The organism is Roseateles oligotrophus (assembly GCF_014204525.1).
GTDB lineage: Bacteria > Pseudomonadota > Gammaproteobacteria > Burkholderiales > Burkholderiaceae_C > Paucibacter_A > Paucibacter_A oligotrophus_A.
The window spans coordinates 401,566-420,680 of record NZ_JACHLP010000001.1 but is presented as its reverse complement, the minus strand read 5'-3'; the positions used below and the strand labels follow the sequence as shown (position 1 = coordinate 420,680).

At 63.5% G+C, this 19,115-nt stretch carries 18 protein-coding genes and 1 tRNA gene; 13 read left to right on the top strand and 6 right to left on the bottom strand.

What is annotated here, in order from left to right; translation table 11 throughout:
• Positions 1–27 precede the first annotated feature (27 nt).
• The 3 genes from HNP55_RS01925 to HNP55_RS01915 all read left to right on the top strand — a co-directional run bounded on the left by HNP55_RS01925 (position 28) and on the right by HNP55_RS01915 (position 4,209).
• Positions 28–2,265, top strand: coding sequence for an NADP-dependent isocitrate dehydrogenase (locus HNP55_RS01925; RefSeq protein WP_184295635.1), 2,238 nt, complete (start codon positions 28–30; stop codon positions 2,263–2,265).
• 168 nt (positions 2,266–2,433) lie between these two features.
• Positions 2,434–3,687, top strand: coding sequence for an NADP-dependent isocitrate dehydrogenase (icd, locus tag HNP55_RS01920; RefSeq protein WP_184295632.1), 1,254 nt, complete (start codon positions 2,434–2,436; stop codon positions 3,685–3,687).
• Positions 3,688–3,846: 159 nt separating this feature from the next.
• Positions 3,847–4,209, top strand: a complete 363-nt coding sequence (locus tag HNP55_RS01915) for an HPF/RaiA family ribosome-associated protein (protein WP_184295630.1) — start codon at positions 3,847–3,849, stop codon at positions 4,207–4,209.
• Between the two features lie 83 nt (positions 4,210–4,292).
• On the opposite strand, the gene HNP55_RS01910 is transcribed toward HNP55_RS01915, so the two are convergent.
• The gene (locus HNP55_RS01910; protein WP_184295628.1) at positions 4,293–4,538 is read right to left on the bottom strand and encodes a cold-shock protein; all 246 of its coding nucleotides are present in this window, start codon (positions 4,536–4,538) and stop codon (positions 4,293–4,295) included.
• 226 nt (positions 4,539–4,764) lie between these two features.
• Here HNP55_RS01910 and clpS point away from each other — a divergent pair, with 226 nt between their 5' ends.
• Positions 4,765–5,121 carry an ATP-dependent Clp protease adapter ClpS gene (gene clpS, locus HNP55_RS01905; RefSeq protein WP_184295626.1) on the top strand — a complete coding sequence of 119 codons (357 nt, stop codon included), beginning with the start codon at positions 4,765–4,767 and terminating at the stop codon, positions 5,119–5,121.
• Positions 5,118–7,445, top strand: a complete 2,328-nt coding sequence (clpA, locus tag HNP55_RS01900) for an ATP-dependent Clp protease ATP-binding subunit ClpA (RefSeq protein ID WP_184295623.1) — start codon at positions 5,118–5,120, stop codon at positions 7,443–7,445. The genes clpS and clpA overlap by 4 nt, the downstream gene beginning before the upstream one ends.
• Before the next feature lie 51 nt (positions 7,446–7,496).
• Here clpA and HNP55_RS01895 read toward each other — a convergent pair whose 3' ends face one another.
• From HNP55_RS01895 to HNP55_RS01875, 5 genes are all read right to left on the bottom strand, one after another.
• The gene (locus HNP55_RS01895) at positions 7,497–8,285 is read right to left on the bottom strand and encodes a zinc-dependent peptidase (RefSeq protein ID WP_184295621.1); all 789 of its coding nucleotides are present in this window, start codon (positions 8,283–8,285) and stop codon (positions 7,497–7,499) included.
• Positions 8,286–8,530: 245 nt separating this feature from the next.
• Positions 8,531–9,274 (bottom strand): UDP-2,3-diacylglucosamine diphosphatase, encoded by a 744-nt coding sequence (locus HNP55_RS01890; protein WP_348648638.1) that lies wholly within the window; start codon positions 9,272–9,274, stop codon positions 8,531–8,533.
• A 49-nt stretch (positions 9,275–9,323) separates the two neighbouring features.
• The gene (locus tag HNP55_RS01885; protein WP_184296652.1) at positions 9,324–9,830 is read right to left on the bottom strand and encodes a peptidylprolyl isomerase; all 507 of its coding nucleotides are present in this window, start codon (positions 9,828–9,830) and stop codon (positions 9,324–9,326) included.
• A gap of 2 nt (positions 9,831–9,832) precedes the next feature.
• Positions 9,833–10,417: a peptidylprolyl isomerase gene (locus HNP55_RS01880; protein WP_184295618.1), complete on the bottom strand. Its 585-nt coding sequence runs from the start codon at positions 10,415–10,417 to the stop codon at positions 9,833–9,835.
• 90 nt (positions 10,418–10,507) lie between these two features.
• The gene (locus HNP55_RS01875) at positions 10,508–11,032 is read right to left on the bottom strand and encodes a tetratricopeptide repeat protein (protein ID WP_221439422.1); all 525 of its coding nucleotides are present in this window, start codon (positions 11,030–11,032) and stop codon (positions 10,508–10,510) included.
• Positions 11,033–11,266: 234 nt separating this feature from the next.
• Between HNP55_RS01875 and cysS the strand changes: the two genes are divergently transcribed.
• The 8 genes from cysS to HNP55_RS01840 all read left to right on the top strand — a co-directional run bounded on the left by cysS (position 11,267) and on the right by HNP55_RS01840 (position 19,082).
• On the top strand, positions 11,267–12,649 hold the full coding sequence (gene cysS, locus HNP55_RS01870) for a cysteine--tRNA ligase (protein ID WP_184295614.1): 1,383 nt from the start codon (positions 11,267–11,269) through the stop codon (positions 12,647–12,649).
• A gap of 10 nt (positions 12,650–12,659) precedes the next feature.
• The gene (locus HNP55_RS01865; protein ID WP_409993720.1) at positions 12,660–13,301 is read left to right on the top strand and encodes a DNA-3-methyladenine glycosylase family protein; all 642 of its coding nucleotides are present in this window, start codon (positions 12,660–12,662) and stop codon (positions 13,299–13,301) included.
• 50 nt (positions 13,302–13,351) lie between these two features.
• On the top strand, positions 13,352–14,323 hold the full coding sequence (locus tag HNP55_RS01860) for an acetyl-CoA carboxylase carboxyltransferase subunit alpha (protein WP_184295612.1): 972 nt from the start codon (positions 13,352–13,354) through the stop codon (positions 14,321–14,323).
• The gene (gene tilS / locus HNP55_RS01855) at positions 14,292–15,665 is read left to right on the top strand and encodes a tRNA lysidine(34) synthetase TilS (RefSeq protein WP_184295610.1); all 1,374 of its coding nucleotides are present in this window, start codon (positions 14,292–14,294) and stop codon (positions 15,663–15,665) included. Before HNP55_RS01860 ends, tilS begins: the two co-directional genes overlap by 32 nt.
• Before the next feature lie 130 nt (positions 15,666–15,795).
• A complete protein-coding gene (locus HNP55_RS01850) occupies positions 15,796–17,064 on the top strand; it encodes an aspartate kinase (protein WP_184295608.1) in 1,269 nt (422 codons plus the stop codon).
• Between the two features lie 65 nt (positions 17,065–17,129).
• Positions 17,130–17,222: transfer RNA gene (locus HNP55_RS01845), tRNA-Ser, on the top strand.
• Entirely contained in the window at positions 17,177–17,416 is a 240-nt protein-coding gene (locus tag HNP55_RS23980) for a hypothetical protein (RefSeq protein ID WP_221439421.1), read from the top strand. The genes HNP55_RS01845 and HNP55_RS23980 overlap by 46 nt, the downstream gene beginning before the upstream one ends.
• 112 nt (positions 17,417–17,528) lie before the next feature.
• Positions 17,529–19,082, top strand: a complete 1,554-nt coding sequence (locus tag HNP55_RS01840; RefSeq protein ID WP_184295606.1) for a methyl-accepting chemotaxis protein — start codon at positions 17,529–17,531, stop codon at positions 19,080–19,082.
• Positions 19,083–19,115 lie beyond the last annotated feature (33 nt).

The following is a 19,115-nucleotide window of genomic DNA, read 5'->3' as shown; positions in this document are numbered from 1 at the left end:
CCTGAAGATGGCCGATCTGGAAACCTTATGACAGCAACGCATCCGACCATCATCTACACCCTGACCGACGAGGCTCCGCTGCTTGCGACGGCTTCCTTCCTGCCCATCGTGCAGGCCTTCACGGCGCCGGCAGGCGTTCGCGTCGAGACCAGCGATATCTCCGTGGCCGGCCGCGTGCTGGGCCAATTCCCGGAATTCCTGAGTGAAGCGCAGCGTGTGCCCGACCGCTTGTCCGAGCTGGGCAAGCTGACCCTGAAGCCGCAGGCCAACATCATCAAGCTGCCCAATATCAGCGCCTCGGTGAGCCAGCTGAAGGCGGCCATCAAGGAATTGCAGGACAAGGGCTATGCCTTGCCTGAGTATCCCGAGAGCCCCAAGACGGACGAAGAGAAGGACATCCGCGCCCGTTACAACAAATGCGTGGGTAGTGCGGTGAACCCGGTGCTGCGCGAGGGCAACTCGGACCGCCGCGCGCCCAAGGCCGTCAAGGAATACGCCCGCAAGAACCCGCACAGCATGGCCGATTGGAGCCAGGCTTCGCGCTCGCATGTCTCGCATATGCATGGCGGCGATTTCTATCACGGTGAAAAGTCCATGACCATGGACCGCGCCCGTAACGTCAAGATGGAGCTGATCACCAAGAGCGGCCAGACCATCGTGCTCAAGCCCAAGGTTGCTCTGCTGGACCGCGAGGTGGTCGACAGCATGTTCATGAGCAAGAAGGCGCTGCTGGACTTCTACGAGCGCGAGATCGAAGACGCACACAAGACCGGCGTGATGTTCTCGCTGCACGTCAAGGCGACGATGATGAAGGTCTCGCACCCCATCGTGTTCGGCCACTGCGTGAAGATCTTCTATCGCGAAGCCTTCGAGAAGCACGGCAAGCTGTTTGAAGAACTGGGCATCAATGTCAACAACGGCATGGTCGATCTGTACAACAAGATCGCCACCTTGCCGCAGAGCAAGCAGGACGAGATCAAGCGCGATCTGCACGCCTGCCATGAGCACCGCCCCGAGCTGGCCATGGTCGATTCGGCCAAGGGCATCACCAACTTCCACTCGCCCAACGATGTCATCGTCGACGCCTCCATGCCGGCCATGATCCGCAACGGCGGCAAGATGTGGGGCGCCGACGGCCGCCTGAAGGACGTCAAGGCCGTGATGCCGGAGTCGACCTTCGCCCGCATCTATCAGGAGATGATCAACTTCTGCAAATGGCATGGCGCTTTCGACCCCAAGACCATGGGCACCGTGCCCAATGTCGGCCTGATGGCCCAGCAGGCCGAGGAGTACGGCTCGCACGACAAGACCTTCGAGATCGCTGAAGATGGCGTGGCCAATATCACCGATCTGGACAGCGGCGAGGTCTTGATGAGCCAGGCGGTGGAGCAGGGTGATATCTGGCGCATGTGCCAGTGCAAGGATGCCGCCATCCGTGACTGGGTCAAGCTGGCCGTCACCCGTGCGCGCAACTCCGGCATGCCGGTGGTGTTCTGGCTGGATCAGTATCGCCCGCACGAGGCCCAGCTGATCACCAAGGTCAAGATGTATCTGCACGAGCACAACACGGCTGGCCTGGACATCCAGATCATGAGCCAGGTGCGCGCCATGCGTTACACGCTGGAGCGCGTGATCCGCGGCCTGGACACCATCAGCGCCACCGGCAATATCCTGCGCGACTATCTGACCGACCTGTTCCCCATCATGGAGCTGGGCACCTCGGCCAAGATGCTGTCCATCGTGCCCTTGATGGCCGGTGGTGGCATGTACGAGACCGGCGCCGGCGGTTCGGCGCCCAAGCATGTGCAGCAGCTGGTGGAAGAAAACCATCTGCGCTGGGATTCGCTGGGTGAGTTCCTGGCCCTGGCGGTCAGCCTGGAAGATCTGGGCTTGAAGAACAACAACCCCAAGGCCAAGCTGCTCGCCAAGACGCTGGACGCAGCCACCGGCCAACTGCTCGACAACAACAAGAACCCCAGCCCCAAGACCGGTCAGTTGGACAACCGTGGCAGCCAGTTCTACCTGGCCCTGTACTGGGCCCAGGCCTTGGCGGCGCAGACCGAGGATGCCGAGTTGGCCGCCAAGTTCGCGCCTCTGGCGAAGACTCTGGCCGAGAAAGAGGGTGCCATCGTTGCCGAGTTGACCGCGGTCCAAGGCAAGCCCGTCGATATCGGTGGTTATTACATGCCGGATGCCAACAAGCTGGCCGAAGTGATGCGACCCAGCGCCAGTTTCAATGCCGCTTTGGCCAGCGTGCTGGCTTGAAATTTTGCTCAGGCAAGAAGAATTTCGCTTGAAGTTCTTCCCCTGTTGGAACTGTGAAAGCCGGCGCCAAGCGCCGGCTTTTTTGCTGGCCGCTTGCCCGTTTGAAAGTCGCTAGAATTTTCCGCAGTTCGAGCGACATCACCCCGTCTTTTCCGGAGAACTTCCTACATGTTCAAGCATATTCAGATCCCTGCGAAGGGCTCCAAAATCACCATCAACGCCGATCACACATTGAATGTGCCGGATCAGCCCATCATTCCCTATATCGAAGGGGACGGCACCGGCTTCGACATCACGCCGGTCATGCTCAAGGTGGTGGACGCGGCCGTGGCCAAGGCTTATGGCGGCAAGCGGCAAATCCATTGGATGGAAATTTTTGCCGGCGAGAAGGCCACCCAGGTTTATGGGCCCGATGTTTGGCTGCCGGCCGAGACCTTGGAGGCCTTGAAGGACTATGTGGTCTCCATCAAGGGCCCGCTGACCACGCCCGTGGGCGGTGGCATCCGTTCGTTGAACGTGGCCCTGCGCCAGGAACTCGACCTCTATGTGTGCCTGCGTCCTGTGCGTTATTTCCCCGGCGTGCCTTCGCCGGTGAAAGAGCCCCACAAGACCGATATGGTCATCTTCCGAGAGAACTCGGAAGACATCTATGCCGGCATCGAGTTCGAAGCCGAGAGCGAGAAGGCCAAGAAACTGATCAAGTTCCTGCAGGAGGAAATGGGCGTCAAGAAGATCCGTTTCCCCGAGACCTCAGGGCTAGGCGTCAAGCCGGTCTCGCGCGAAGGCACCGAACGTCTGGTGCGCAAGGCCATCCAGTACGCCATCGATAACGACAAGCCCAGTGTGACCATCGTGCACAAGGGCAATATCATGAAATATACCGAGGGCGGCTTCCGCGACTGGGCCTATGCCCTGGCGCAGAAGGAGTTCGGTGCCGAGTTGATCGACGGCGGCCCATGGTGCAAGCTCAAGAACCCGAAGACCGGCAAGGACATCGTGGTCAAGGACAGCATTGCTGACGCCTTCCTTCAGCAGATCCTGCTGCGCCCCGTTGAGTACTCGGTGATCGCCACCCTGAACCTGAATGGAGACTATGTGTCCGACGCCCTGGCGGCCCAGGTCGGCGGCATCGGCATCGCCCCGGGCGCCAATCTGAGCGACTCGATCGCCATGTTCGAGGCGACCCATGGCACCGCGCCCAAGTACGCCGGCAAGGACTATGTGAACCCGGGTTCCGAGATCCTCTCGGCCGAAATGATGTTGCGCCATATGGGCTGGATTGAGGCCGCCGACTTGATCATCGAGTCCATGGGCAAGGCCATCCTGAGCAAGAAGGTCACTTATGACTTCGCCCGCCTGATGGACGGCGCGACCCAGGTGTCCTGCTCCGGTTTCGGCGGAGTCATGATCGAAAACATGTGAGCCGGCTTGCTGGGATCTTCCGGTCTCGCTTGATGTCGATCAAAGCCCCCGCGCGCTTCAGGCCCGGGGGCTTTTTTGCAACCCTATACTGGGCCTGAGCCGGGCGCGCAGCCTGCGCCGCCCGGTTCATCTTGCAACTCGCATACGGAGAGGGAAGCCATGCAATTTCAGCTGAATACCGACGAGAACATCCAGGGCCGCGAGTCTTTTGCCGATTGGATCCATGGCGAATTGAAGGCCAAGCTGGCACGCTTTCGCGACCAGATCACCCGGGTCGAGGCGCATCTGAGCGATGCCAGCGCCACCCGTGTGGGTGAGCACGACAAGCGCTGCAAGCTGGAGGCTCGCCTGGCGGGGCGCCAGCCCGTGTTGGTCAGCCATGACGCTGCCACGGTGGCAGACGCTGTTCACGGTGCGGCCGAGAAGTTGCTGCGGGCGCTGGATTCCGCCAGCGGCAAGCTGCGTGACGCTCATGGCCGTGAAACGATTCGCGGTGCGGATTCGGGTGCGCCTGGCGAGTAAGCAAGCGCGGCTCCGAAAAAACCAAGGCCCGCAGATGCGGGCCTTGGTGTTTGCGATTCATGCTGCGGAGCGCCGACGGGTACTCAGGCAGCTTGGCTCAATTCTGGAGTTTTTTCCTTGAGCATATTCAGTTGCGTGATGTTGTGTGCCAACTGCCCTTTGGGGCCTTGGATCAACTCGAAGCTGACTTGGCTTCCTTGTTGAAGCGTCCGAAAACCCTCCATCTGGATCGCTGAAAAATGGGCGAACACATCGTCGCCGCCCGCTTCCGGTTCAATAAAGCCAAAACCCTTGGCGTCGTTGAACCACTTCACCGTACCTAGTGCCATAAATACTCCTCCATCCCGATGTACTTTGCATCGCGGGGGGATTTTTAGAGCGAGAGCCCTGCAGTGTCAATTTAGGGGCAGCCCGAATGGGGCCTACCCTGAAACATGCGTGCGATTGGCGAAAAAACGATCGCCAAGCCTTCAATTCGACGCTTGCATTTCCCTGCTCAGTCGCAAGATGGGACTTGTAGCCGCGGGGGCTTCCCGCTGTCGATAGAATCAGGACATGCCAGATTTCCCCAGTCAACCGCCAGTGCCGCCGGTGCATCAGCCGGGCCGTGAAGACGGCGACGGAACGACGACCGTCGAACGTGTCCCGCAGAAAACCGAGCCGCCGCGGCTCTACAAGGTTCTGTTGTTGAATGACGATTTCACTCCGATGGAATTCGTCGTCATGGTTTTGCAGGAATATTTCCGTCATGACCTGGATACCGCAACCCAGATCATGCTCAAAATCCATCATGATGGACGCGGGGTTTGCGGTGTCTTCACCAAGGACGTCGCGGCCACCAAGGTGGAATTGGTGCTGGCCGCCGCAAGGCGAGCCGGCCATCCTTTGCAGTGCATTATGGAGGCCGCATGATTGCGCAAGAGCTTGAAGTCAGCCTGCACATGGCATTCGTGGAAGCGCGCCAGCAGCGCCACGAGTTCATCACCGTCGAGCACTTGCTGATGGCCCTGTTGGACAACCCCTCGGCCGCCGAGGTGCTGCGCGCCTGCTCGGCCAATCTGGACGATTTGCGCAAAAGCCTGACGCAATTCATCAAGGAAAACACGCCCACCGTGGGCGGCACGGACGAGGTGGACACCCAGCCCACGCTGGGCTTCCAGCGCGTGATCCAGCGCGCCATCATGCATGTGCAAAGCACCGGCAGTGGCAAAAAGGACGTCACCGGCGCCAATGTGCTGGTCGCCATCTTTGGCGAGAAGGACTCCCATGCCGTTTACTACCTGCACCAGCAGGGCGTGACGCGCCTGGACGTGGTGAATTTCATCGCCCACGGCATCAAGAAGATCGAGCCGCCCGAGGCGCCCGGCGCCGGCAAGGGCCAGGAGGGCGGTGCGTCCTCGCAGGAAGGTGAGCGTGAAGATGGCGAAGGGCAGGGCAAGGGCTCGCCGCTGGAGCAGTTCACCCAGAACCTGAACCAGCTGGCCAAGGACGGCAAGATCGATCCCCTGATCGGCCGCGAGCACGAGGTCGAGCGGGTGGTGCAGATCCTCTGCCGCCGGCGCAAGAACAACCCCCTGCTGGTCGGTGAGGCCGGCGTGGGCAAGACGGCGATTGCCGAGGGCCTGGCTTGGCGCATCACCGAGGGCGATGTGCCCGATGTGCTGACCGAGGCCGTGGTGTACTCGCTGGACATGGGTTCCTTGCTCGCCGGCACCAAGTACCGGGGTGATTTCGAGCAGCGCCTGAAGGCCGTGCTCAAACAGCTGAAGGAGCAGCCCAATGCGGTGCTGTTCATCGACGAGATCCATACCTTGATCGGTGCCGGCGCAGCCTCGGGCGGCACGCTGGATGCCAGCAATCTGCTCAAGCCGGCCTTGTCCTCCGGCGCGATGAAGTGCATAGGCGCCACCACCTTCAACGAGTACCGCGGCATCTTCGAGAAAGACGCGGCGCTGAGCCGCCGCTTCCAGAAGGTCGATGTGGCCGAGCCCTCGGTGGAGCAGACGGTGGAGATCCTGAAGGGCCTGAAGTCGCGTTTCGAAGAGCACCACAGCGTCAAGTACGCGCTGGGCGCCCTGCAGGCCGCGGCCGAGCTGTCGGCCAAGTACATCAATGACCGCCATCTGCCCGACAAGGCCATCGATGTCATCGACGAGGCCGGCGCTGCCCAGCGCATCCTGCCCAAGAACAAGCAGAAGAAGACCATCACCCGCAACGAGGTCGAGGACATCGTGGCCAAGATTGCGCGCATCCCGCCGGCCTCCGTGTCCAGCGACGATCGCGGCAAGCTCAAGACCCTGGACCGCGACCTCAATAGCGTTGTGTTCGGCCAGGAGCCGGCCATAGACGCGCTGGCCGCCGCCATCAAGATGGCGCGCTCGGGCCTGGGCAAGCCGGACAAGCCGATCGGCTCCTTCCTGTTCTCCGGCCCCACCGGCGTGGGCAAGACCGAGGTGGCCAAGCAGCTGGCTTACATCCTGGGCATCGAGCTGATCCGCTTCGATATGTCGGAATACATGGAGCGCCATGCCGTCAGCCGCCTGATCGGCGCGCCGCCGGGCTATGTGGGCTTTGACCAGGGCGGCCTGCTGACCGAGGCCATCACCAAGAAGCCGCATGCGGTGCTGCTGCTCGATGAAATCGAGAAGGCCCACCCGGACGTCTTCAATGTGCTGCTGCAGGTCATGGACCATGGCTCGCTGACCGATAACAACGGGCGCAAGGCCGACTTCCGCAACATCATCATCATCATGACGACCAATGCGGGCGCCGAGACGATGAACAAGTCCACCATAGGCTTCACCACCGTGCGTCAGCAGGGCGATGAGATGGGGGATATCAAGCGCCTGTTCACGCCCGAGTTCCGCAACCGCCTGGATGCCATCGTGTCCTTCCGCGCTTTGGACGAGGAAATCATCCTGCGCGTGGTCGACAAGTTCCTGCTGCAGCTGGAAAGCCAGTTGCAGGAGAAAAAGGTCGAGGTCACCTTCAGCGATGCCTTGCGCAAGCATCTGGCGCGCAAGGGTTTCGACCCGCTGATGGGCGCGCGCCCCATGCAGCGCCTGATCCAGGACACCATACGCCGGGCCCTGGCCGACGAGCTGCTGTTCGGCCGCCTGGTCGATGGCGGCCGCCTCAGCGTCGATGTGGATGCCGAGGCTCAGGTCGTGCTGGACATCCAGCCGCTCAAGGTCAGGGACAACAAGCCCAAGGCCGAGCCGGCCACGGCGGGCTGAAGCGAAAGACCCTTCGGGGTCTTTTTTTCGGCCAAATGGTTCCAGCCGGGTTCAGGCGGCCGGATCTTGTCGGAAGAAGTCGGCCAGCAGCTGGTACATCGCGGGCTCTTCGGTCCGCATGGCCTTGGGGGCCACGAAAAAGGCCTCGACGGCGACGGCGAAAAACTCTTCCGGGCTCTCGGCGCCATAGGGGTCGATCAGCGTCGCCAGGCCGGCGTCCACCCGCTCGCAGAAGCGCTGCCATTCGCCCTCCAGCACGGCCAGCCACTGCGCGCGTGCGCCGCTGCTGGCCAAGGGTGGCGCACCATCGGCCCAGCCATCGCGCATATCGATGACGTGGGCGAACTCGTGGATGACGACGTTGAAGATGGCCTGGTCCTGGGGCGCCGTGGGATAGTCCCAGTCCGCCATGGCCGACCATGTCAGCATCAAGGGCCCGCCTTCCATGGCCTCGCCGGCCAGCTCTTCCTCGTAGGCGTGGACCACCCCGTCCTCGTCCATGAACTCGCGCTGGGCCACGACCTCATCGGCGTGCATGACGATGCCGACAAAGCCTTCGTACCAGCTGAGGCCCAGGCGCAGCACCGGCAGGCAGGCCTGGGCGGCCACGGCGACGGCCACATCGTCGCCGACCTCGAAGCCGCCGACGCCGTGGAACTCCTTGGCTGACAGAAAGAGCGAGCAGAGCCGGCGCAACTCGGCCAGATCCGCCGCATTGCGCTCGGCCAGAAAAGGGTAGCGCAGCAGGGTCAGCTGCCATAGCGCCTCGGGGATGGCGTGGCGGCGCAAGGCCCGGGCTTCACGCCGCCGCGCCCAGGCGCGGCTCAATGCCGTCCACATAATGATTCAACCTAGATTTGGCAGTTGGACGCGCCCGAAAGGCTCGCCAGGCGGTGTGCTGGCAAGGCGCGCCGACGCAGTGGGCTCCTGCCCACAAGGAGAAGCAACGCAGCTAGCGCGCCGTTTGGCGAGACAGGCGGGCGTGTAGCGCTGTCACCCAAAGGGTGATCGCTGTTAATGGGCAAGAACACAGTAGACACCGATGTTTCCAGGTCAGAGCGAGCGGTCAACTGCCGAATCTAGGTTCAAGCCAGCTGAATTCGGCGCAGGCCGGCCTGGCGCAGGCGTAGCAGCTCGGCGCGCGGGACCTCGGCCTCCAGATCCCAGTCGGACAAGACCTGGCGGCGCAGGCCCGGCGGGCCCAGCTCATGGACGGCGGGCCTGTGGGTGTGGCCGTGGATCAGGGTCTTGCAGCCGCTGGCCTGCAGCCAGGCGATGCAGGCTGCCGTGTCCAGGTCGGCGTATTCCGAAATTTCGGCTTGCTGGGCCTTGCTGCCATCGCGCATCTGGCGGGCGATGGCGCGGCGTGCCGCCAGGGGTTGAGCCAGGAATTGCGCCTGCCACGCCGGATTGCGCACCTGCTTGCGGAAGGCTTGATAAGCCTGGTCCGAGAGGCAGAGCGCATCGCCGTGGCTGAGCAGCCAGCGCTCGCCAAAGGCGATCAGCACCGTGGGGTCGGCCAGGCCTTGCATGCCGGCGTCGGTCAGCATCGCGGGGCCGAGCAGAAAGTCCCGGTTGCCGGCCATGAAGAAGAGTTGCAGCCGCTGGCTGGCGGCCCGCAGCAGGCCCAGCACCTGGGCTTCAAAGCCCTCGAAGCGGCCGTCGTCGCCGACCCAGACTTCGAAAATATCGCCCAGCAGGATGACGGCCTCGGCCGTGGTTTCCTGCAGATGGGATTCAAGTGCGGCGAGGGTGGCCGGCGTCTCGGGAGAGAGGTGCAGGTCCGACAGAAAGTCGATGCGACGCCAGTCGGCGCCAGCCTGCAGCACGGGGAAGCAGGGCAGGGGGGAGTCCTGCCCCGCAGGACTTGGCGAAGAATCAGGCGAGTTCAACCGCGCGCTCGATGATCACGTCTTCCTTGGGCACATCGTCGTGGAAGCCGGAGCGACCGGTCTTGACCTTCTCGATCGCGTCCACCACTTCCTTGCCCTCGATCACCTTGCCGAACACGGCGTAGCCCCAGCCCGAAGGGGTCTCGGACTTGAAGTTCAGGAAGCCGTTGTTGGTGGTGTTGATGAAGAACTGGCTGGAGGCCGAGTGCGGCGCGTTGGTGCGGGCCATGGCCAGGGTGTAGTGCTCGTTGGTCAGACCGTTATTGGCCTCGTTCTGGATCTCGCCGGTGGTGGGCTTTTGCTGCATGCCCACGGCAAAGCCGCCGCCCTGCACCATGAAACCCTTGATGACGCGGTGGAACACCGTGCCGTCGTAGTGACCGCTGCGCACATAGGACAGGAAGTTGGCCGCCGACAGCGGGGCCTTCTCGGCGTTCAACTCGACCACGATCTTGCCGTGGTTGGTGTGCAGTTCGACTTTGGGGTTGGCAATGCTCATTTTTTGGACTCCACAATGGCTTTGTTGATGATGACGGGATTGTTGGGGACGTTCTGCTGGCCGGCCATATTGCCCACGGGCACGGCGCGGATCTTGTCGACCACGTCCATGCCTTCGATGACCTGGCCAAACACGGCGTAACCGTTGCCGTCGCGCGCGTTGTCGGCATCGAGAAAGGCGTTGTCGACCGTGTTGATGAAGAACTGCGCGGTGGCCGAGTCCGGCACGGCCGTGCGGGCCATGGCCACGCTACCGCGCACATTCAGCAGACCGTTGCGCGACTCCAGGGGAATGGGTGGTTTGGTCGGCTTTTGGGCCATCTTGGGCGTGAAGCCGCCGCCCTGGATCATGAAGTTCTCGATCACGCGGTGAAAAATCGTGCCGTTGTAATGGCCGGCCTTCACGTACTGCACGAAGTTGGCCACCGACTTGGGGGCCTTCTCGGCATTCAGCTCGATGCGGATATCGCCTTCACTGGTGCTGAGTTTGACGACCTGGGCATTGGCGCTGGCCAGCAGGGCCAGGCTTAGGCTGGCCGCCAGGCCCAGGGTGTGAATGGGGGTAAGGCAGAAGTTAGGCATGGATGATTCTTGTCGCTGAATTCATGGTTTGAATCGAGAGGCGAGGGCGCATTGTCCCTCAGCCGGCGCCGGCGCAAGCCCTGGCATGTGTCAGGGCCTGCGTGCGTCCATTTCACGCAGCAGGGACTGGGTGAGCCGCAGCTTGGTGCTGGTATTGGCCGAGGGGGTGGCCTGGGCTTTCAGGGCGCGCTGATAGGCTTTTTCGGCCTGGCGCAGCAGCAGATCGGCCAGGTTTTCCAGGGCTTGCGCGTGGTCGGCCTGCAGGCTGAGGGCTTGATTGAGGGCGGCCTGCGCCAAGTCCAGCTCGCCTTGCGAGGCATGGATGACGGCCAGATTGTTATAGGGGTCGGCCAGGTCGGGGAAGTCCTGGCTCAGCTGGGTGAAGATCGCTTGGGCTTGCTTGAGCTCGCCTTGCTCCATGCGCATCACGCCCAGGGCGAAGCGCAGTTTCAAGTCGTTCGGGGTCTTGGCCAGGGACTGCTCCAGCAGGCCCAGGGCCTGGGGGCGCTGGCCGGCCAGCCACAGCTTCTGGGCCTGCTCCAGCTCGCCCGCGAAAACCGGCGCCTGGCCCAGCACGAGCCCGAGAGCCAGCAGCCAGGCGGCGGGCCTGGGCACGAAAAATCCTGGGTGCGCTTGTTGGGGCATGGTGTGAGGGGTCTGAGTCGGCTGGCGAGCGCAGCTCGGGGGAGGCGTGGCGCCCGGTGGGGCAGGGTCGGTACGGGCCTGGCCTCTTTGGGCCAGCCGGTATACTGCCAGCTATTCTACGGCGCCTCCTTCGTCCTCTGAACCGCAAGCCGGCGCCCAAGCCTCAAGGCGCTCTTGCAGCGCCAACCTGGCCCAACAAGCTCCATGTCTCTTCACATCTACAACACGCTGACCCGCGCGGTCCAGCCCCTCATCCCTATCGAAGCTGGCCATGTCCGCATGTATGTCTGCGGCATCACGATCTACGATCTGTGCCATGTGGGCCATGCGCGCATGATGGTGGCTTTCGACCTGATCTACCGCTGGCTGCAGGCCTCGGGCTACAAGGTTACTTATGTGCGCAATATCACCGACATCGATGACAAGATCATCCGCCGGGCGCTGGAGCGCAAGATCCCGATCCGTCAGCTGACCGAGGAGATGGTGGACGCCATGCATGCCGATCTGGGCGCCCTGGGCGTGCTGCGGCCCACGCATGAGCCGCGCGCCACCGAGTTCGTGCCGCAGATGCTGTCCATGATTGGCAAGCTGGAGGCCAAGGGCCTGGCCTACCGGGCCGGCAATGGCGATGTGAATTACGCGGTCCGTTCGTTTGGGGGTTATGGCAAGTTGTCGGGCAAGTCGTTGGACGATTTGCGTGCCGGCGAGCGTGTGGCCGTGGACGACGGCAAACAGGACCCGCTGGACTTCGTGCTCTGGAAGGCCGCCAAGCCCGAGGAGCCCGAGGACGCCAAGTTCGCCTCCGGCTATGGCGCCGGCCGGCCCGGCTGGCATATCGAGTGCTCGGCCATGGCCTGCGCCCTGCTGGGTGAAACCTTTGATCTGCATGGCGGCGGTGCCGACCTGCAGTTCCCCCACCACGAGAACGAGATCGCGCAGAGCGAGGGTGCCAACGGCAAGCCGCCGGCCACCATCTGGGCGCATAACGGCCTGCTCAATGTGGATCATGTGAAGATGTCCAAGTCCCTGGGCAATTTCTTCACCATCCGCGATGTGCTGGGGCGCTATGACGCCGAGACCCTGCGTTACTTCATGCTGCGCACCCATTACCGCAGCCCCTTCAATTTCAGCGACGTCAATCTGGACGATGCGCGCACGGCCCTGCGTCGCCTCTACACCGCATTGGACGGTTTGAATGTGCCCGAACTGCAGGTGAGCGCCATCGACTGGGCCCAGCCCCAGGCCGCGGCTTTCCGCGCGGCCATGGACGAGGACTTCAACACGCCCGGCGCCATCGCCGCGCTGTTCGAGCTGGCCAGCGAGGTCAACCGCAGCAAGTCGCTGGCGGATGCCGCCCTGCTCAAGGCCCTGGCCGGCGTGCTGGGCTTTTTGCAGCAGGCGCCGCGCGACTATCTGCAAGCCGGCAGCGGTGTGGACGAGTCCCATATCGAGGCGCAGATCGCCGCGCGCGCGGCCGCCAAGGCGGGCCGCGACTTCGCCGCCGCGGACCGTATCCGCGCCGAATTGCTGGCCGCCGGCATCGTCCTGCAGGACTCGCCCCAGGGCACGACCTGGACGCGGGCTTGACGTGGGGCGCGTGAGTGCAGCCGGGGTCACCCCGGACTATTGGGATGAGGCCTGCCGCCACCTGGCCAAGCGCGACCGGGTGATGAAGAAGCTGATCCCGCAGTTTGGCGAGGCGCGCCTGCAGAGCCGGGCCGACGCCTTCACCACCCTGGCCCGTTCCATCATCGGGCAGCAGATCTCGGTCAAATCGGCCCAGGCGAGCTGGGAGAAATTCGCCGCGCTGATGGGCGGCGCGCCGACCAAGGTGCAGCCTGCCGCCCTGCTGGCCCTGCCGGTAGAGGCCTTGCGCGGTGTGGGCCTGTCGGCCCGCAAGGTCGACTATCTGAAGGACCTGGCCCAGCATTTTGAAGACGGCCAGGTGCATGTGCGCCAATGGACGCAGATGGATGACGAGGCCATCATCGAAGAGCTGGTGGCGATCCGCGGCATCGGCCGCTGGACGGCCGAGATGTTTCTGATCTTCCATCTGATGCGGCCTAATGTATTGCCGCTGGATGACCCGCGCCTGCTCCAGGGCATCAGCGAAAATTACTTCTCTGGCGAGCCGGTCTCAAGGGCGGAAGCCCGGGAGGTCGGCGATGCCTGGGCGCCTTATCGCTCGGTGGCCACATGGTACATTTGGCGCAGCCTCGATCCGGTTCCGGCCGCCTGAAACAGCAGGCCCGACGACCCGTTCACAGACCTCAACACTGAACACCCAGGATGAGCAAGAAACATTTCCTCGAATTCGAACAGCCCATCGCTGAACTCGAAACCAAGATTGAAGAGCTGCGCTATGTGCAGAGCGAGTCCGCCGTCGACATCTCCGAGGAGATCGACCGCCTCTCCAAGAAAAGCCAGCAGCTGACCAAGGACGTCTACGCCAACGTCGCACCCTGGCAGGTCTACCAGATCGCCCGCCACCCGCAGCGCCCGCAGACCCTGGACTATTGCGCCGAGGTCTTCACCGAGTTCCAGGAACTGCATGGCGACCGCCACTTTGCCGACGATGCCGCCATCGTCGGCGGCCTGGCCCGCTTCAACGGCCAGGCCTGCATGGTCATCGGCCATCAGCGCGGTGCCGATTCCAAGGAGCGTCAGCTGCGCAACTTCGGCATGCCGCGGCCCGAGGGCTATCGCAAGGCCTTGCGCCTGATGAAGCTGGCCGAGAAGTTCGGCCTGCCCGTCTTCACCATGATTGACACCATGGGCGCCTACCCCGGTATCGGCGCCGAGGAGCGCGGCCAGTCGGAAGCCATCGGCCGCAATATCTTCGAGATGGCCCAGCTGGAAGTGCCCATCATCGCCACCGTCATCGGTGAGGGTGGCTCGGGCGGCGCCCTGGCCATCGGCGTGGCCGATCAGGTCTTGATGCTGCAGTTCTCGGCCTATTCGGTGATCTCGCCGGAAGGCTGTGCCTCGATTCTGTGGAAGTCCTCGGAGCGCGCGGCCGAGGCCGCCACCGCCCTGGGTATCACGGCCCACCGCCTGAAGGCCGTGGGCCTGATCGACAAGATCGTCAACGAGCCGGTGGGCGGCGCCCACCGCGACAACAAGCAGATGGCCTCCAATCTGAAGCGCGCGCTGGGCGAGGCCTTGCGCCAGGTCAGCGACCTGCGACCCAAGGAATTGCTGGAGCGCCGCTACGAACGCCTGCAGGCCTATGGCCGCTTCGGCGACACCAAGGCCCGCTGAGCTGGGGCATTACCCACGCGTCATCGCCGTCGCCTACAGCGGCGGCCGCGATTCCACCGCCCTGCTGCATGCCACTGCGCATGCGGCCCAAACGCTCAATGCCGGCGGTGCCCAGCTGCAGGTGCTGGCCCTGCACATTCACCATGGGCTCAGCTCTTTGGCCGATGACTGGCTGTTGCGCTGCCAGGCGCAATGCGAGGCCTGGGTGGCCCAAGGCCTGCCGCTGCGGCTGCGCTGCCATCGATTGAGCGAGAGGCCTGCCGCCACTCAGAGCATCGAGGCCTGGGCGCGCGAGCAGCGCTATGCGGCTCTGCGCAGCATGGCTGTTGAGGCCGGCGCCGACCTGCTGCTGCTGGCCCACCACCGGCGCGATCAGGCCGAGACCTTTGTGCTGCAAGCGCTGCGCGGCGCCGGCACGGCCGGCCTGGCTGCCATGCCGGCCTTGCAATGGCGCGATGGCATTTGCTGGGCCCGACCCTGGCTGGCGCGGCCGCGTGAGCAGGTGGAGGCCTATGTCCAGGCCCATGGCCTGAGCTTTGTCGAGGACGATAGCAATAGCGACCCGCGCTATGCGCGCAACCGCCTGCGCCTGCAGGTCTGGCCGGCCTTGGGCGAGGCCTTCCCGCAGGCCGAGGCCAGCCTGGCCCAGGCGGCGGACTGGGCCCAGCAGGCTCTGGATCTGCAGGCCGAGGTGGCTGAGCAGGATCTGCAAGGCCGGGTGTCCGAGGCGGGCCTGGAGATGGCGGCCGTGCTCGCGCTCTCGCCTGCCAGAGCCAGCAATGCCTTGCGGGCCTGGTTGAGCCTGGCCCTGGGGCAGGCCGCCTCCGCCAGCCTGGTGCGGCGCCTGTTGAGGGAGTGTGTGCCGGGCACGGCCGGCCTCTGGCCTTGTCCGGGCGGCGGGCAGTTGCGTTTTTATCGCGGCCGCTTGCAGCGCTGCTCGGGACAGAAGACCTTGCCGACCGCCCCCGCGCCCCGTTGTTTGGATCTGGGCAAGGTGGGTATCGTGGACTGCGAAGACTGGGGCGGCTGCTGGCGGGTCGAAGCGGTCGAATCCGGCGGCGTGGCGCCCGCGCGCTTGCATCGCGTGATCCTGGCTGCCCGTAGCGGTGGGGAACAGTTTCAACGTGCGCCGCACAGTGTGCCGCGCAGCCTGAAGAAGGCGTTCCAGGAGGCTGGCATGCCGGCTGCCGATCGCCAGGGTCCCTTGCTCTGGATCGATTCGGCCCTGCTTTTCGTGCCCGGCCTGGGTCTGGATGCGCGCCAGTTGGCGGCGCCTGGCGAGGCGCAGCTCAGCCTCAAATGGCTGCCGCACGCCCCTGGCCTGGCACAAGGCAGCAGCTAGAATCGAAGGTTGCGACCACGGCGCACACCGCCTCCTGGCCTCATGGGTCAAAGGTGCCTTGCCTATCCTCAGGGCCCCCAGCGATTCAATCCTCCCGCGTCAACATCTCTTCGCTTCAAGCGAGACTTCTATGGCCTTGATAGTTCACAAGTACGGCGGCACGTCGATGGGCTCGACCGACCGCATCCGCAACGTCGCCAAGCGCGTTGCCAAATGGGCGCGCGCTGGCCATCAAATGGTGGTCGTGCCCTCCGCCATGAGCGGCGAAACCAATCGCCTGCTGGGCCTGGCCAAAGAGCTGGCGCCGGCCGGCAGCAGCCCGGAGCTGAACCGCGAATTGGACATGATTGCCTCCACCGGCGAGCAGGTCTCGGTGGGCCTCTTGGCCATCGCTCTGCAGGCCGAAGGCGTCGAGGCGGTCAGTTATACCGGCTGGCAGGTGCCGCTCAACACCGACTCCAGCTACACCAAGGCCCGTATCGAAAGCATCGAGGACAGCCGCGTGCGCGCCGATCTGGCCGCGGGCAAGGTGGTGGTGATTGCAGGCTTCCAAGGTGTGGATGATGAGATGAACATCACCACCCTGGGCCGTGGCGGCTCGGACACCTCGGCGGTGGCGATTGCCGCCGCCATGAAGGCCGACGAGTGCCTGATCTACACCGATGTGGACGGCGTCTACACCACCGACCCGCGCATCGTGCCCGAGGCGCGCCGCCTGCACACCATCAGCTTCGAAGAGATGCTGGAGATGGCCTCGCTGGGCTCCAAGATTCTGCAGATCCGCTCCGTCGAGTTTGCCGGTAAGTACCGCGTGCCCCTGCGTGTTTTGTCCAGCTTCACGCCCTGGGACATCGATATCAACGAGGAAGCCAAGTCTGGCACCCTGATCAGTTTTGAAGAGGACGAAAAAATGGAACAAGCCGTCGTTTCCGGCATTGCCTTCAATCGCGACGAGGCCAAGGTGACCCTGCTGGGCGTGCCCGACAAGCCCGGCATTGCCTTCCAGATCCTGGGTCCGGTGGCCGAGGCTAATATCGACATCGACGTCATCATCCAGAACGTCTCGCAAGACGGCAAGACCGACTTCAGCTTCACCGTGCATCGCAATGATTACGCCCGCACCATGGCGCTGCTGGAAAGCACTGTGGGCCCGGCCACCCAGGCGGCCAAGGTGCAAGGCGATCCGAAGATCTGCAAGGTCAGCATCGTCGGTATCGGCATGCGCTCGCATGTGGGCGTGGCGTCCAAGATGTTCCGCGCGCTCAGCGAAGAGGGCATCAATATCCAGATGATCTCGACCAGCGAAATCAAGACCAGCGTCGTGATCGACGAGAAGTACATGGAATTGGCCGTGCGCGCCCTGCACAAAGCCTTCGAGCTGGAAAAAAATCCTGAGTAATTGCAGAAATTTTCCGAAACTTCCCTTGAGCCCGGAAAAACCTGTATAGAATGCAAGGCTGCGCTGGAGTCGTGACCGAGTGGCCGAAGGTGCTCCCCTGCTAAGGGAGTATGTGGGCAAAACCTGCATCGAGAGTTCGAATCTCTCCGACTCCGCCAACAATGGCAAACCCCTGATCTGCAAGAGCAATCTTGTGCATCAGGGGTTTTTGCTTTGTGCGGCTGACCTGGGTGTGCCAGGCATTTTTACGCCCATGCAATGGGTGATTGCACTTGACCTAGTTGCGGTATCCGCGTTTGAGCGTGGAACAAACAACTCTGAAGCAGGTCTGTTTGCCGATTTGGGCGGATGACGCCCGTGGATACTGCTGACCGAAGCTGCGGAGCAGTACGGCAGGCTCCCCGAAACCTGGCCTTGTGCGTGCTCCTTGCGGCCCCATTCAGTGCATAGCCAGGAGCGCGATCGTGGACTTTCTCTACAACCTCAAGACCTCTAGCAAGCTGCTCGCGAGCTTTCTTTTGATGGCGGCGCTGGCCTGCCTTGTGGGGGTGGTCGGGCTGTTCAATCTGCACAAGGTGAACCAGACCCTGGAGCGCATCAACGGCCATGCGGTGCCCGCCCTGTCCAATATCAAGGAAGCCAATTCCGAACTGATCAAGGCCGGGCGCGCCATGCGCAATCTGATCATTTACAACACGGCGGCCGAAGGGGTGGACAAGCATGTGAAGGACATGGAGGAGCGCATGAAGGGCGTGGACAACTTCTATGCCCTGACGCTCAAGGATGTTGATCGCAGCGAGCCCAAGGTCGCGGCAGCCATGGCGATTGTGGAGAGCAACCTGCCCAAATTGCGCCAAGGCCAGGCCGAGGTGGCGGCTCTGGCCAAGGCCGGCAAGATCGACGAGGCCAAGCTCAAGCGTGGCGAGGTGCGCGAATTCGAAAACAAGGTGGACGATGCCTTGTCGGCCCTGGACGAGGCTTGTACCGAGTACATGCTCGGCCTGGGGCGGCAGTCGGCGGAGGATTTCGAGATGGCCCGCCTCAAAATCGTCTTCACCATCGCGCTCGCCATCGTCCTGGCGGCGGTGGTGGGTGTCTGGCTGGCCCGCATGCTGGGCGGCGCGATGATGCGTGCAGCCGAGATCGCCCAGTTCGTGGCCGATGGCGATCTGAGCCAGCGGGTCGAGCGGGTCGAGCGCAAGGATGAATCCGGCCAGCTGATGCGGGCCCTGGCCGCCATGTCCGAGAACTTGACCCGCATCGTTTCCGATGTGCGCCGGGGCGCCGAAGGCGTGGCCACGGCCAGTGTCGAGATCGCCACCGGCAACCACGACCTGAGTCGGCGCACCGAGGAGCAGGGCAGCGCCCTGGAGCAGACGGCGGCCGCCATGGAGGAGCTGGGCTCCACCGTCAGGCAGAACTCCGACAACGCCCAGCAGGCCAATCAATTGGCGATGAATGCCTCGCAGGTGGCCGTCAAGGGCGGCGAGGTGGTCAATCGCGTGGTCGAGACCATGAAGGGCATCAACGATGCCAGCAAGAAGATCCACGACATCATCGGCGTGATCGATGGCATCGCCTTCCAGACCAATATCCTGGCCCTGAATGCGGCCGTGGAAGCGGCAAGAGCCGGTGAGCAAGGCCGTGGCTTTGCCGTGGTGGCCAATGAGGTGCGCAATCTGGCGGGGCGCAGTGCCGATGCAGCCAAGGAGATCAAGAGCCTGATCTCCACCAGCGTGGACCGGGTGGAGCAAGGCACGGCCTTGGTCGACCAGGCCGGCAACACCATGAGCGAGGTGGTTGGCGCGATCCGGCGCGTGACCGACATCATGGGCGAGATCAGCGCGGCCAGCATCGAGCAGAACACCGGGGTCTCGCAAGTCGGCGAGGCCGTCACCCAGATGGACCGCAACACCCAGCAGAACGCGGCCCTGGTTGAAGAAAGCGCGGCCGCGGCGGAGAGCCTCAAACAGCAAGCCGCGCAACTAGTCTCCGCCGTCGCCATCTTCAAACTCTGAGCCCGCGCACAAGGCCCGGAAGGGGCTTGTGGC